General features: G+C 60.0%; 21 protein-coding genes. 11 read left to right on the plus strand and 10 right to left on the minus strand.

Annotated elements, in window-relative coordinates; genetic code table 11:
• Positions 1-32 precede the first annotated feature (32 nt).
• Positions 33-806 carry a molybdate ABC transporter substrate-binding protein gene (modA, locus tag RM533_RS01725; RefSeq protein WP_311339457.1) on the minus strand — a complete coding sequence of 258 codons (774 nt, stop codon included), beginning with the start codon at positions 804-806 and terminating at the stop codon, positions 33-35.
• Positions 807-1,033: 227 nt separating this feature from the next.
• Between modA and RM533_RS01730 the strand changes: the two genes are divergently transcribed.
• The 5 genes from RM533_RS01730 (at position 1,034) to RM533_RS01750 (ending at position 3,898) form a co-directional block, all read left to right on the plus strand.
• The gene (locus tag RM533_RS01730) at positions 1,034-1,456 is read left to right on the plus strand and encodes a hypothetical protein (RefSeq protein ID WP_311339458.1); all 423 of its coding nucleotides are present in this window, start codon (positions 1,034-1,036) and stop codon (positions 1,454-1,456) included.
• A 179-nt stretch (positions 1,457-1,635) separates the two neighbouring features.
• Positions 1,636-2,214, plus strand: coding sequence for a fasciclin domain-containing protein (locus RM533_RS01735; protein ID WP_311339459.1), 579 nt, complete (start codon positions 1,636-1,638; stop codon positions 2,212-2,214).
• 289 nt (positions 2,215-2,503) lie between these two features.
• Complete coding sequence (locus RM533_RS01740) at positions 2,504-2,710, plus strand: cold-shock protein (RefSeq protein ID WP_311339460.1); 207 nt, start codon at positions 2,504-2,506, stop codon at positions 2,708-2,710.
• A gap of 384 nt (positions 2,711-3,094) precedes the next feature.
• Positions 3,095-3,592, plus strand: a complete 498-nt coding sequence (locus tag RM533_RS01745; RefSeq protein WP_311339461.1) for a YbhB/YbcL family Raf kinase inhibitor-like protein — start codon at positions 3,095-3,097, stop codon at positions 3,590-3,592.
• A gap of 54 nt (positions 3,593-3,646) precedes the next feature.
• A complete protein-coding gene (locus RM533_RS01750; protein ID WP_311339462.1) occupies positions 3,647-3,898 on the plus strand; it encodes an SWIB/MDM2 domain-containing protein in 252 nt (83 codons plus the stop codon).
• Positions 3,899-3,906: 8 nt separating this feature from the next.
• Here the strand turns inward: RM533_RS01750 and RM533_RS01755 are convergent, their stop codons facing one another.
• The 9 genes from RM533_RS01755 to RM533_RS01795 form a co-directional block, all read right to left on the minus strand.
• Positions 3,907-4,374: a DoxX family protein gene (locus tag RM533_RS01755; RefSeq protein ID WP_432265002.1), complete on the minus strand. Its 468-nt coding sequence runs from the start codon at positions 4,372-4,374 to the stop codon at positions 3,907-3,909.
• A gap of 2 nt (positions 4,375-4,376) precedes the next feature.
• On the minus strand, positions 4,377-4,817 hold the full coding sequence (locus RM533_RS01760; RefSeq protein WP_311339463.1) for a DUF1810 domain-containing protein: 441 nt from the start codon (positions 4,815-4,817) through the stop codon (positions 4,377-4,379).
• A complete protein-coding gene (locus tag RM533_RS01765; protein WP_311339464.1) occupies positions 4,817-5,149 on the minus strand; it encodes a DUF3140 domain-containing protein in 333 nt (110 codons plus the stop codon). The genes RM533_RS01760 and RM533_RS01765 overlap by 1 nt, the downstream gene beginning before the upstream one ends.
• 115 nt (positions 5,150-5,264) lie before the next feature.
• Positions 5,265-5,492: a hypervirulence associated TUDOR domain-containing protein gene (locus RM533_RS01770; protein ID WP_311339465.1), complete on the minus strand. Its 228-nt coding sequence runs from the start codon at positions 5,490-5,492 to the stop codon at positions 5,265-5,267.
• An 89-nt stretch (positions 5,493-5,581) separates the two neighbouring features.
• Positions 5,582-5,821: a hypothetical protein gene (locus RM533_RS01775; protein WP_311339466.1), complete on the minus strand. Its 240-nt coding sequence runs from the start codon at positions 5,819-5,821 to the stop codon at positions 5,582-5,584.
• A 174-nt stretch (positions 5,822-5,995) separates the two neighbouring features.
• On the minus strand, positions 5,996-6,841 hold the full coding sequence (dapD, locus tag RM533_RS01780; protein WP_311339467.1) for a 2,3,4,5-tetrahydropyridine-2,6-dicarboxylate N-succinyltransferase: 846 nt from the start codon (positions 6,839-6,841) through the stop codon (positions 5,996-5,998).
• Positions 6,842-6,951: 110 nt separating this feature from the next.
• Positions 6,952-7,647: a guanylate kinase gene (gmk, locus tag RM533_RS01785; RefSeq protein WP_311339468.1), complete on the minus strand. Its 696-nt coding sequence runs from the start codon at positions 7,645-7,647 to the stop codon at positions 6,952-6,954.
• Between the two features lie 93 nt (positions 7,648-7,740).
• The gene (locus RM533_RS01790; protein ID WP_311339469.1) at positions 7,741-8,094 is read right to left on the minus strand and encodes a hypothetical protein; all 354 of its coding nucleotides are present in this window, start codon (positions 8,092-8,094) and stop codon (positions 7,741-7,743) included.
• Positions 8,095-8,147: 53 nt separating this feature from the next.
• Positions 8,148-8,681, minus strand: a complete 534-nt coding sequence (locus RM533_RS01795; RefSeq protein ID WP_311339470.1) for an SspB family protein — start codon at positions 8,679-8,681, stop codon at positions 8,148-8,150.
• A 231-nt stretch (positions 8,682-8,912) separates the two neighbouring features.
• Here RM533_RS01795 and hisB point away from each other — a divergent pair, with 231 nt between their 5' ends.
• From hisB to hisF, 6 genes are read left to right on the plus strand one after another with little or no spacing between them, the layout of a single operon-like run.
• Positions 8,913-9,521, plus strand: a complete 609-nt coding sequence (gene hisB, locus RM533_RS01800) for an imidazoleglycerol-phosphate dehydratase HisB (protein WP_311339471.1) — start codon at positions 8,913-8,915, stop codon at positions 9,519-9,521.
• A gap of 2 nt (positions 9,522-9,523) precedes the next feature.
• Complete coding sequence (hisH, locus tag RM533_RS01805; RefSeq protein WP_311339472.1) at positions 9,524-10,207, plus strand: imidazole glycerol phosphate synthase subunit HisH; 684 nt, start codon at positions 9,524-9,526, stop codon at positions 10,205-10,207.
• Between the two features lie 33 nt (positions 10,208-10,240).
• Positions 10,241-11,008, plus strand: coding sequence for an SDR family oxidoreductase (locus RM533_RS01810; protein ID WP_311339473.1), 768 nt, complete (start codon positions 10,241-10,243; stop codon positions 11,006-11,008).
• Entirely contained in the window at positions 11,001-12,137 is a 1,137-nt protein-coding gene (locus RM533_RS01815; RefSeq protein WP_311339474.1) for a glycoside hydrolase family 130 protein, read from the plus strand. The genes RM533_RS01810 and RM533_RS01815 overlap by 8 nt, the downstream gene beginning before the upstream one ends.
• Before the next feature lie 19 nt (positions 12,138-12,156).
• On the plus strand, positions 12,157-12,885 hold the full coding sequence (gene hisA / locus RM533_RS01820; protein WP_311339475.1) for a 1-(5-phosphoribosyl)-5-[(5-phosphoribosylamino)methylideneamino]imidazole-4-carboxamide isomerase: 729 nt from the start codon (positions 12,157-12,159) through the stop codon (positions 12,883-12,885).
• Positions 12,882-13,676 carry an imidazole glycerol phosphate synthase subunit HisF gene (gene hisF, locus RM533_RS01825; protein WP_311339476.1) on the plus strand — a complete coding sequence of 265 codons (795 nt, stop codon included), beginning with the start codon at positions 12,882-12,884 and terminating at the stop codon, positions 13,674-13,676. Before hisA ends, hisF begins: the two co-directional genes overlap by 4 nt.
• Positions 13,677-13,710 lie beyond the last annotated feature (34 nt).

Consider the following 13,710-nt stretch of genomic DNA (forward strand, 5'->3'; position numbering starts at 1 on the left):
TGTTCATGCGCGCAATGCTGCCAAAGATGGCTTCATTGAACTGCCGTAAAGCCGTGCTGGCGCAGGATACGCCGGGCAGCATCGCTGTCGAGGAACGCGCGAAAGGCGTCGGCATCTGTGTGCGACGACGCGGCAAGCACGGCAACAGGATAGCGGATTGGCGGATGATCGGCGGGGTTGAACCGCGCCACCACCTGCACCTTGTCCGATGCAGTGGCATCAGTCGCATAGACGACCCCCAAGGTGGCGCTGCCTCGCTCCACCATCGCAAGGGCAGCGCGCACGTTTTCCGCCACTGCCAACCTGTCGCGCAGATGATCCCACAGGTCGAGCGACATCATTGCGGATCTGCCGTAGCGGCCCGCCGGCACAGCATCGGGATCGGCGATTGCCAACCTGCTGTCGCCAAGGGCAGCAAGAACACTTCCGCTGTCGTCAAGTTCCACCCGTACATCGGCTTCGCGCGGCGCGATGAGCACGAGGGTGTTGCCGGCCAGATCCGAGCGGCTGCCGTCGCGCAGCAATCTGCCGGCGGCCAGTTCGTCCATCCAAGCAGCATCTGCGCTGATGAAGAGATCGGCCGGTGCACCTTGTTGCAACTGGCGGGCAAGAGTGGATGATCCTGCAAAGGACATGAGCGGCGGGGAATGCCCCTGCGCTGCCCAGGTGGCGCTTATTTCCTCCAATGCCTCCTGCATGCTCGCGGCCGCAAGCACCACTGGACCATCTGTTCTTCCCGCGCCTGTGCACGCTGCGCAAAACAGCGTCAGGAAGGATATGAACAGCAGCTTGATCGGGCGTGTCATGGCAAAGCGGCTATATCCACCGCCCTCCACCGCGTCGATAGCGACGATGTTTTCGTGCGCGACTCAACAGCGGGCTTTGCCGAGCTGAAGCCAAGCTTGCCAATCGGAACGCGATCACGCAAGCGATGGCAATGCACAGGTTCTGCATCATTTCTTGTGGTCTGCTGTTGGCAGCATGCAACTCTGGCGTTTCGGCACCAGGAGCTGGCGATGATCTGCCCGGTGACATGTCCGACCGAAAACCTTATTCCGGGATCGCCGAGGAGGAAACGTTTTACTTTACCGGCCCGCCACCGCTGCATAGTGGACAGGTTACCGGGTCCACCTTGCACTACCTCGATGCAGCACACCTCGGATCACCACCAAGCGACGACATTGCGCCCAGACGACCATTGTCGCAAAACATTCCGGCGTCTCAAAACATCCCGGTCGATCAATCCCGCGTCGTAAACCGGTTTGCCGGTCGCAACGGTGTGTCGTTCAGCGGCACGAACGAGGAGGGATCCTTCCTGCTTGCCGCCACACCCGGCGATTGCAGGGATGGTTCTACGAACAACCTTTATCCCTATTCCGTCACTTACCAGACCGAGAGCGAAATATCCTATGGCTGTGGCTGGACGCCAAGTCAGCCATTTGCCGTTGCCGAATAACGACTTGCAGCGCATCAGTGCACCTGATGCATTTGTTGTGCACTGATGTTTCAAGCTTTGCACAGGTTGCTGCCATAATTTCGCCTTTTTTTCTGGTTCAGCATAGCGTATTGGTGTTTGCGGGCGCGAAAATGGCATCTGCCGGACTGCAAGTGGCCCGCACCAAGAAGGACGTAATCATGAAGATTTTGGCTACTGCAACGCTGGCTTCGGCCACTCTCCTGCTTGCCGCATGTGGCGGCGCCGACGAAACCACTGTTGCTGAAGTTCCGGTGGATACCATGGCAACCGACACCGCGGTGGACACCAACGCCAACACCGTGGTTGCCGTTGCCCAGGGTAATGGCGATTTCTCGACTCTGGTCAGCGCGATTACCGCTGCCGGCCTTGGCGACACGCTTTCGGGCGCAGGTCCGTTCACGGTATTTGCCCCAACCAATGCTGCCTTTGACAAGCTTCCCGACGGCACGCTTGCCGACTTGACCGCGCCTGCAAACCAGGCCGATTTGTCCAGTATCCTTACCTATCACGTGGTTGCTGGTGACGTGAACGCAGCAGCGCTGCTGCAGCAGATCGAGCAGGGCGGCGGCGAGGCGCAACTCACCACGGTCAATGGACAGATGCTGACCGCAAAGACCGATGGCACCAATGTCACACTGACAGATGCCGCTGGTAACACTGCCACTGTCGTTCAGACGGATGTCGATGCTTCGAACGGTACGATCCACGCGATCGACACGGTGATGATGCCTGGCTGATCGGATCGGTCCGCGATTAAGATGGGCGGGCTGCACGATGCAGCTCGCCCTTTTTCTTGCGAAGGGGCCGGCTGTCGGGCCGCGCTCCGTTGACAACGCAAACAGTTTTCCACCGGCGCGCTTTTGTGCTAAGGCGCTGGATGCTGACGTCACATTTGCGACGGAATACTCGGTACAGGTCTGGCTTCAACCTCGCCAATCACGACGACTTCCTTTCATTTGACGACATTACGCCTGGCTCGACCCGCGCTGTTGCGGGCGTGTCTTGATACTACGAAAGGAAACGATCATGCCGATTGGCACAGTAAAATTCTTCAACACCGAAAAAGGTTATGGCTTCATTCAGCCTGAAGACGGCGGCGAAGACAGCTTCGTTCATATCTCGGCTGTTCAGGCAGCCGGCATGCACACGCTCGAGCGTGACCAGCGTGTCTCCTACGAAGTCGAAATTGGTCGCAACGGCAAGAAGGCCGCGATCAACCTCGAGAGCGCCTGAATTTTTCTCCGGTCCGGCTTTTTGGTCGGACCGGGTCCTTTTGCACGCCGTCGCCTCGTCCGTACGCTTCGGATGCAAGCGCGTGTACATGCCTCTGGAATACGCCCTTGCGAGGCTGTAATCCAGTGTGATCGGGTGGAACTGCAACAGCGCTTGGCTGGCACCCCCGGGATTACATTTCGAAATCACTGCTCTGGAACTGGAAGCGGCAACAAGCCGTTGTCCGACTATAGTGTGTGGGTCGACATTCGTCCTGCATAAGCTGCTGGTTGGAGAATGGCTCGAATGCTGGAACACGTTCCGTCCTGGTTGGGGGCTGCGCTTAAGAATGTTCGTGCAGGTCATCGTAAATTGTCTATCGCAACATTAGGCGGCGAGCAGAGCTTGCATGCATCCGGCTTTCGCCTGCGATCTGCCGCCTTTGCTGATGGTGAGACGCTCGACCCCAGCTTTACCGCTGATGAAGAGGATGCGGTTGCCCCGCCGCTTGAATGGACAGACCCGCCTGCCGGCACGAAAGAGCTTGTCCTCATTGTCGAGGATCCGGATGCGCCGGCGCCGAAACCTCTTTGCCATTGGCTTGTGTGGGGGCTTGCTGCTCAGCGCGGAAAGTTGCTTGAAGGCGAGACGCCGCCAAAGACCGGGCGCAATTCGGCCCGAAAAAACGAATGGCTGCTGCCTGATCCGCCAACCGGGCATGGGCCGCATGATTATGTCTTTCAGCTATACGCCACGGATCGTGCGCTGGACCTTGCCGCGGGTGCCGGGCGCACTGCAATCGTAGAGGCGCTTGAGGGACACGTACTTGCAGCCGCAGTGCTTACGGCGCAATATACCCGTGCCGCTGACGATGACACTTTCGATGAGGACGATCAGGATTGAGGCAGCCAACCGCCGGGCACTTGAACCGGGCACAAAACAAGAGGGACGAGGAAAATGTCTGCAAAGAATAATGCCATCAACAAACCGGTCGCTGTCTCCGCCGATCTGGAAACCATAGTTGGCAAGGGGCCGCTGCCGCGCGGAGAGGTTACCGCCAAGGTGTGGGATTACATCAAGAAGCATGATCTGCAGGCAGCAGATGACCGACGCATGATCGAACCTGATGACAAATTGGGGAAGGTGATCGGCAGTGAAAAGATTTCCATGTTCAAGATGACGGCTGCAGTGTCCAAACATCTGGGATAAAAAGCGGGTCAATCGTGCTTGTCTGGCAACCGCTGTGGCCACAAGATGATCTGGCCCGCCCATAGCACCAGCCACACCAGCAATGGTTGCAACAACATACGCGGGATGTGATAGGCCAGACCCAGGCCGTGATCCACCCGCGCCATGTCCATTGCAAAATGGTTGATGTTGGCCGGAAAGACGCAGACGGCGTAGATCGCCAATCCCCATGCCGCGGCCTTGCGAATGGGCGGAAAGAAATTCTGCAGAAGCGCGAGGCCGCCTGCGATTTCGGCGACGCCAGTGGCAAGGATTACCAGTTTCGGTGCAGGGACAATGTCGGGCATGATCTGCAGAAATGGTTCCGGCACTGCCAGATGCAGTATCCCTGCCACCACATATGCAGGCCCTAGCAGCCACCTTGCAGTGGTGCGCCACCTGGAGGACAGCGGATGGTCTTCAGCTGACCGCCGCCGATCTGCGGTTGTAGGCTCCAACCTCATTCCTGATGCTGCACGCCGGCTGACAGTATCGATCTTGTCCGTCGGTCCCGTTTTCCACTGAAATAGGCGTCCAAGACCTGAGCGAAGATGTTTTCGTCAGGGCAGGCCCATTCAAACAGGGTCATTGAGCTGCACAATTTCATCGCGTCGGTTGCGCCGAAGATCTCTTGTGCGCTGCGTCGGCCCGCCCAGGACATCACAGCGCTGCATGCCAGTCGAAGTCTGGCACCAAGTACCGGATGCGTGGCATAGGCCTGCGCTTCATGCACGTCGCTGATTGCAAAATGCCGAGCCGTTGGACTGTGGCCAAGCCCGGCGATCTGCGGAAACACGAACCACATCCAGTGACTTTGTTTGCGGCCTTTACAAAGCTCGTCCAAAGCCCGGTCGATCGTGGCTTCCTGAGCATCTTCAAAGCGGTCAAGTGCATGGACCATCAGGTTTTTAGCGGGTCATGCCCCCAGTTCATCAGCGAATATCGCCAGTTCGTTTCCTCGATATCGCCATCAGGACGCTGCGCGAGGTGACGATGGGCGTAGCCAACCACCTTGCGCATCTGGTGATATTGATCCTCTGACAGATCGGCTACATGCGTGCGTCTGATCTTTACGATATGCCTGCCATATTCATGGCCAGTGCTTTCGCCTGTATCGCTGTCGCCCACCGATTTGGATTTGCTCGTCTCAAGCCAGTCTTCAAGCTCCTGCGGAGCCATATTCACGCAATTGGCAAACTCATTGCGTATGGTTTTCTTTTCCTCGTCCGTCATGTCAAAGGCATCCTGTTAACATCGCGGGTCGTAATAGTTCTGATTTGCCTTGCTAAGGGGCCTTGTTACTGGCTGAAGCACAGCGAGAGGCGCAGCTGGCGTCGCGTAATTCCTGTCAGCTGTCGGTTTCCAGTTCCGAACCAAGCTTGAGTACCTCGTCGCCGTCTTCCTGCTTGATGAGATATGCCGGGTTGTCCTCGCTGCCGTGCTTCTTGACCTTGGTGCCCTTGATGGTGCGCTCCACGTCGCGCTCGAATCTTTCCTGCACCTGCCCCTTGGCAGTGCCACTGCCCCAGTTCCACTTTACATGCTGGTTCTTGCCGAATTTTTTCGTGTCAGCCATTTGAGCACCTCATCCCTTGCTTCCTGCCTGAATGTTGCGGTTCAAATAAATGCCGGTTGTATCCACAGGATCTCTACAACCCTCGCGGTCTACTGCCCCTCAGGTCCGGGACGAGTAGCGGAACCGGGGGTGGGCGGAACAGTCTGGTTGGTAACAGGCGCAATGGATTCGGCATCATCGGTCGACAAAGCTCCGGTAATCCAGATCACCGACATACCGCCTACGATCAGGATCATGCTGATGATCAGGACCCAGCGCACGATGTTGGGTGTCGACCCTGACCGAGCCTCCGTCGTCGTCACGTCCAGTCGATCCCCTTGGCGTTTCATGAGATGCGCAGCTCCTGCCTGTTGTTCTTGCTGACCGGATTGAGAGAAATTCTGTACATGCAACTCTATCCAGACAAACCCAGTCTAGACTAGTCTGCGGCAACAGCAACCGCCGCTGTGTCAAAACCCGGCAAGTAAGCACAGGTTCCAAAGAGCGTCCGATGCTGTGCCTGATCAGGGGCGCAACAATTCGTTGATCGCGGTTTTCGATCGTGTCTGCGCGTCCACTGTCTTGACGATCACGGCACAATATAATGAAGGGCCGGGGCTACCGTCGGGGAGCGCCTTGCCCGGTGTGGAGCCCGGCACTACGACAGCATAGGGAGGCACCCTGCCCATATGAACTTCGCCTGTTGCGCGGTCGATGATGCGGGTCGATGCGCCCAGATAAACTCCCATCGACAACACTGCACCTTCGCCGATCTGCACACCTTCTGCCACTTCGGAGCGGGCGCCAATGAACGCTCCATCCCCGATGATCACCGGATCTGCCTGCAAGGGCTCCAGCACTCCACCGATGCCTGCGCCACCTGAAATATGCACGTTCCTGCCAATCTGCGCACAGGATCCTACCGTAGCCCACGTGTCGATCATGCTGCCTTCGCCCACATAGGCACCGATGTTGACGAAGCTGGGCATAAGCACGACATCCTTGCCGATGTGGCTGCCCCTGCGCACGATGGCGCCGGGCACGACACGGAATCCTGCAGCGTCAAAGCGCGCCTGAGACCAGCCAGCGAATTTGGACGGCACCTTGTCAAAGGCCGGCGCACCGCCAGATCCGGCGGGAACAAGGCTGTTTGCGTTCAGCCGGAAGGACAGCAGCACAGCCTTCTTCAGCCACTGGTTCACAGTCCAGATGCCATCGCCATCGCACTCCGCGACACGCAGATCGCCACTGTCGAGAAGGCTTAAGGCTGTCTCGACTGGACGACGAACGGCATGGCTGGCCGGTGTCACCGACGCACGGTCTTCAAAAGCGGCATCGATTTGCCGGATCAGTTCGTCTTTATCAGCCATGTCCGCTGCTCCGCTGAAAGGCTGTGGTCAGCCCGCCTGTCGCGGCGAGCCTTGTCAGCTTGGTTTGGGCAGGGGACTAACGTCAAGCAGACGCAGGAGCAAGAGGCCCGCTATATGCTGGAGCGAGGATGCGTGGTGTCGCCGACCAGCGCACGCACGAAGGGAACAAGGCCTGTCTGCCTCGCCCGGCGCAGGCGTTCGGCCGCGATAATCTGCCGCACTTCGTCATAGCAGCGTTCCACATCATCGTTGACAACAACATAGTCATAATCGTGCCAGTGGCTGATTTCGGCTCTGGCTCGGTCCATGCGTGCATCGATGGTGTCAGCGCTGTCCGTGGCGCGGGACTGCAAGCGGCGGCGAAGTTCATCGATGCTTGGCGGCAGGATGAAAACTGGCACGACATCGGCCTCGGCGCGCTGGTGCAATTGCTGCGTTCCCTGCCAATCGATGTCGAACAGGATGTCGCGCCCTTCCTTCAGCCGCGACCAGATTTGCGCCTTTGGCGTTCCGTAACTGTGACCAAACACCTTGGCCCATTCCAGAAAGGCGTGTTCCTCGACCATCTGGTCAAAATCGGTCTGGCTGACGAAATGATAATCGCGGCCATCTGTTTCGCCCGGCCGCCGCGGCCGGGTCGTTGCTGAAACGGAAAGAGCAATCTGATCATCGGCGGCCAGCAGCTTGCGCGCAATCGTTGTCTTGCCCGCTCCCGATGGAGAGGAGATTACGAGCATTAGTCCACGCCGATGCATTATCGGGGCAGAAGCGGCAGTTGCATCAGTTTCTGGATCGAACAAGGTCATGCCCGCTGATGCTTGGCGCCGCACCCACGGTCAAGCCCGAGATCGCAATGCAACAGGTCATGAAACTCCCGCACCCCAGCGGCAGAGCTGTTGTCAATCTTCAGCCTTGGCCAGGCTTTTCTGCAGCTTCTTGTTGCCTTCGTGCCTGGCGCGGCGGCTTTTCGACCGGTCGTACAATGTCTTGGCAAACACTCCGCCGCTCACCACCATCGCTCCGGGAATGGACCGGGTCGCAAGGCGCGCGAGCCCTGCTGAAAACAGGGTGCGACGTAGGGATTTGCGTTTCGCCAGCTTTTCTGCTTCCTTCCCGCGCAAGCCCGTCTTGAGCAGCTCGGCCTGAGCAACCCGCCGCGCAGCGAGGCTGATCGTGCGCAACATGATGTCAGTGACGATGAGATTGGTCATCGGGTTGGGACTGATGCCCGGCACGCGGCGACGTTTGGCCATTGATACCTCTTTACTGTCTTGCTGCCCTTTGCCCGGCCGATGCCGGCGGCACGTCATTTCTTCTTGCCGAAATCGACAGTTACGACGTTTGATCCGTCCCCATCGCCTTCATCGCCCCCAACGCTTGCATCTTTGGTGCGTTCCTGCCCGGGCTTGTGCGGTTCGGCAGAATCATTGTGAGCGTCATCATGCGGTTCAGGCTCTGCTTCGGAAACGGCTGCCTGAAATTGCAATCCGAAATCCACGGCAGGATCGACAAAGGAGGTGATCGCGGCAAACGGGATCACCAGTTTCGATGGCAGCTGGTTGAAGCTCAGGCCCACGGAAAACTGCGTGTCGGTAACTTCAAGATCCCAGAACTTGTTTTGCAGAACAATGGTCATTTCATCGGGGAAGCGCGCTCGCAGGCGCTCGGGAATGTCGACCCCTGCGGCACCTGTGTTGAAGGTGATGTAGAAATGATGCGCACCCGGCAACATGCCGCCGCCTGCCTGCACCTGGTTCAGCACGCGTCCGACCACCGCGCGCAAGGCTTCCTGCACGATTTCGTCATAGGGGATCAGGCTGTCTGGTGCGCTATGTGTCATCGCCTCGGCTTGGCAACCCGGTGCCGCCCGGTCAAGCGGGAAACTAACCCTGCCAGCCTGCGACGGCAGCCTCGCAAGGAGCTCGAGCCGGAACATCGGGCGCATCCGGGTGGCGGTGCAGCGTTGGAGCAGGTCCAGCCTCGGGGATGATCCAGCCAAGGGCAAAGGCAGTGAAAGGCCGCACGACGGGAATGGGCTTGCGCGGCAGGGCCGCTTGCCTATAGCGGCCGCATGCGGACAGGCACGATCAGGCGCAAGACCCACGAAACCGATGTCGACGTACAGGTTGTGCTCGATGGAACGGGCGTGTTCGACGTTGCCACCGGCATCGGCTTTCTCGACCACATGGTGGAACAGTTTTCGCGTCATTCGCTCATCGATGTCACGATGCGAATCGCTGGCGATTTGCATGTCGACCAGCACCACACGGTCGAGGACAGCGCCATCGCCCTTGGGCAGGCGCTTGACCAGGCGTTGCAGGACCGCAAGGGCATTATTCGTTACGGTGAAGCGTTCTCTCCCATGGACGAGGCGCTTGCCCGGGTCGCGCTCGATATCTCGGGTCGCCCTTATCTGGTCTGGCGAGCAGGGTTCACCCAGTCGCGCCTTGGCGAGATGGATACCGAACTGTTCGAACACTGGTTCCATTCCGTGGCGCAGGCCTGCGGCATCACGCTGCACATCGAGCTTCTTTACGGCAACAACAACCATCATGTGATCGAGGCCATCTACAAGGGGTTTGCCCGGGCCATGCGGCAGGCTGTCGGGATCGATCCGCGCAAGAGCGACGCTGTTCCTTCGACCAAGGGCATGCTGGGCAGCGGCACGATCGAGACGTAAGGATGACGACACGGCTGGTGGTGATCGATTACGGGGCCGGCAACCTTCATTCGGTGGTCAGCGCCCTTGTTGCTGCGGGAGCGGACCGGCCAATCGTCACCAGCGACCCCGAAGTCGTGCGTCGGGCCGACCGTATCGTCCTCCCCGGCGTCGGTGCGTTCGGAGCATGTGCGGCTGCGCTGCGCAATGTGACAGGCATGGTGGAGGCGATGGAAGCGCGCGTGCGGACCGAGGGTGTGCCGTTCCTCGGCATCTGCGTCGGCATGCAATTGCTCGCCCGGCGCGGAATGGAGCATGGCGTTCATGCAGGGCTGGGCTGGATTGATGGCGAAGTCCTGCCAATTGCCGGCGCTGGCAATGATCGGGAGCAGGCCAAAGCCGCGCAAACCTCCGCTTCACAGATCCCGGCCTCGTCGATCAAGGTGCCCCATATGGGCTGGAACGATGTATGTCCGACATCACCGGCCGCAGAAGCAGGGCTGATCCTGCCTGGCGAGGCATATTTCCTGCACAGCTATCACTTTGTCCCGGCCGATCCTCATGATCTGGCGGCGTTGACCGATCATGGCAGTCAACTGGCGGCAGCGGTTGCGCGTGCCAATATCATGGGCGTGCAGTTTCATCCGGAGAAAAGCCAGCAGTATGGTCTCGGCTTTCTGGCCCGCTTTCTCGACTGGCGACCGTAACAAGGCGATTTTTCGCTGCATGAAGGAATTTGCATGGTGAAGGATCAGGTCGCATCGTCGGACGCGCATACGGCGATGCCTTCGCTGAAGGGACGCAAGGCGTTGATTACCGGCGGCACGACCGGGATCGGCAGAGCCATCGCGGTGCTGCTTGCGTCTGAGGGAACAGAGGTGTTCATCTGCGGGCGCGACGCAGCACATCTGGATGACGCGCTCAGCCGGATTGCCGAAGTAGGCACAGGACACGGTGTTGTCTGCGATCTTGCGACGCGCGAAGGGCTCGACCGCTTCTTCCATGAGGGGGAGCAGACGCTTGGCAGCTACGATATCGCCGTTCTCAACGCCGGGTTCGGGGAAGGCGGGCTGACCGATATTGACGAGGATGATCTGCGTTATGCCATTGCCGCAGATTTCACGCATTATGTCGTCGGCGCGCACAAGGCTTGCAAACAGTTCAGCGACGTTGGACATATCGTACTGATCGGGTCATATTCGGTGCACAAGCTGGGCGGCGGATCGACCGTCTATGCTGCCATGAAAAGCGGCATTCACGGGTTTGCCGAGGCTTTGCGCAGAGAAGTCGGCGAACAGGGCATCAAGGTGAGCCTGATCGTGCCGGGGCTGGTGGGAACCGATCTGCAGAAGCCGCAGATCACGCCTGAGCAGCAAGCGCAACGGATCGCTGATGAAACAATGCTGCGCGCGGAAGATATTGCCGTGTCGGTGCATTTTGCCCTGACGCAGCCTGATCGCACTGTCGTTCAGGAATTGGTCGTCATGCAGCGCGATACCCGTGCCTGACCATCTGCACGACCAGCTGGTGTTCACGCCGGCAGATGTCGATCTTGCGCGATCACCGCTGGCGGGCAGGTTTGCGGCCGACACTTACGTGCTTGGCGCTTTCAATCCTGCATTGGCGCGCCTGCCGAACGGCAATCTGCTGCTGATGGTCAGAGTGGCAGAGGCGTTGAGGCAGCCGGTGTGGGATGGAGCAGTTCATGCGATCCGCTGGGAAGATGGTGCTTATCGGCTGAATGGCTGGCTCTTAAGCGATGTGGACAGGACCGATCCACGCACTTTCCTTGTTGCAGGGGGGCAGTGGCCGACCTTTGGTCTAACGAGCCTGTCATGGTTGCTGCCGGTCGAGCTTTCTGCCGATGGTCTGGAAGTGGTGCGCGTTCATTACGACCGCGCGATTGCGCCTGCAGCCGACTTCCAGAGCTATGGGGTGGAGGATCCACGCATCAGCGTCATCGAAGGGCGCTATTTCCTGACCGCGTGCTGTGTATCTGCGCAACGGCAGGGGACTTGTCTTTACACTTCGAACGATGGCCTCGATTGGGCCTTGCAGGGCCTGATCCTCGACCATCAGAACAAGGACATGGTGCTGTTTAACGGTCTTATCGGTGGTGCCTATTGGGCACAGACCCGGCCGCTCGGTACCAGCTATCCTGCCTATCCGCCCGGGGCCAAATGGCGGGCCGGACCTTCCATCAACCTGGCCCGGTCCCCCGATGCGCTGCACTGGAAGCCGCATGAGCAAACGTGCATCCGGTCACATGCGGCAACCACGTCAACCGCGCGGCTTGGCGGCGGCGCGCCGCCTGTCCTGACGCGGATTGCCGACATGGAAGGCTGGCTTTCGTTATGGCACGGCGTGGAGCCGGATGGCGCGATCGGCATCTACCGCACGTTCTGGTCGCTGCTCGCCCCTGCTGACCCGGCAATAACCCTGGCAACGCAGCACAGCCCGCTGCTTGAGGCGAACGCTGCGCTCACGGCGCCGTTGGCAGAAGCGATGTATGTGGACAATGTCGTGTTCACCACAGGGCTGATCGATGCCGGCGACCATCTCATCATCGCGTCCGGCGAGGCAGACCTGGCCTGCCGCATCACGCATCTGTCCAAGGATGCCTTGCGCCCGTCCTGAGCGGTGCTAGGGCACGCGCATGATCGTATATCCTGCAATTGACCTCAAGGCCGGCCAGGTCGTCCGCCTGTCCGAAGGCGCCATGGATAGCGCCACAGTCTACAGCCACGATCCGGCAGCGCAGGCAAAGCAATTCGCCAAGGCAGGAGCAAGTCATCTCCATGTCGTGGATCTGGACGGAGCCTTTGCCGGCGAGGCGCGCAATGCCCCTGCCATCGAGGCCATCGTTGCTGCGTTTGAAGGCGAGGTGCAGCTTGGCGGCGGCATCCGCACCGCGCATGCGGCAGAACGCTGGCTCGCGCTCGGCGTGGCACGGATCGTCATCGGCACGGCCGCGCTTACGGATCCTGACCTTGTGCGAACACTGGCCGGCAAGCATCCCGGCCGCATCGTAGTGGCTGTCGATGCCCGCGACGGCATGGTGGCGACAGCCGGTTGGGCGCAGATTTCCGACGTTCCGGTCGCAGACATGGCGCACAGGTTCGAGGACGCGGGCGTGGCGGCGATCCTGTTCACCGACATCGGGCGCGATGGCCTGCTCAAAGGGTGCAACATTGCGGCCACCGTCGATCTTGCCCGCCAGGTGGATCTGCCTGTCATCGCCAGCGGCGGCGTTGCCGATCTTTCCGATATCGAACGCCTGCATGCCTGCGCCCATGAAGGGATCACGGGAGTGATTGCCGGGCGCGCGATTTACGACGGGCGGCTCGATCTGGCTGCGGCGCTGACGGTGGCGCGCAGACAATGACGGTTCGCATCCGCGTCATTCCATGCCTCGACGTAGCCGACGGACGGGTGGTGAAGGGCGTCAACTTCGTCGATCTGGTCGATGCGGGGGATCCGGTCGAACAGGCCCGCGCTTATGATCAGGCAGGCGCGGACGAATTGTGCTTTCTCGATATTTCCGCCACGCATGAGGGCAGGGGCACTCTGCTCGACATCGTGCGCCGAACGGCGGAAGTCTGCTTCATGCCGTTGACAGTGGGCGGCGGCGTGCGCGGCGCGGAGGACGCACGCGCACTCCTTCTGGCCGGCGCAGACAAGGTGGCGGTAAACTCCGCCGCGGTGTCGCGTCCCCAGGTCATTGCCGACATCGCCGAGCGCTTCGGCAGCCAGTGCGTCGTTGCCTCAGTTGATGCGCGGCTTGTGGACAAGACTGGTGACAGGTCCGGTGACACGGCTGTGGAAAAGCGGTGGGAAATCTTTACCCATGGCGGGCGTCGGGCCACCGGGATCGACGCGGTGGACCACGCGCGCAGACTTGCCGAGCTTGGCGCAGGCGAGCTGCTTGTCACTTCGATGGACGGCGACGGCACCCGACGCGGCTATGATCTTGATCTGGTGCGCGCGATTGCCGATACCGTGCCGGTGCCAGTTGTCGCCAGCGGCGGGGTCGGCACGCTTGACCATCTGGTCGAGGGTGTGACGCGCGGGCATGCAAGTGCAGTGCTGGCGGCATCGATCTTCCATTTTGGCGAGCATACCATTGCCGAGGCGCACGCGGCGCTGCGTGCTGCCGGACTGCCGGCGCGGTCATGAGGGCAACGCAGAAGCGACGCGGCTTTTCATCGCA

This window comes from Croceicoccus esteveae, assembly GCF_031846435.1.
GTDB lineage: Bacteria > Pseudomonadota > Alphaproteobacteria > Sphingomonadales > Sphingomonadaceae > Croceicoccus > Croceicoccus esteveae.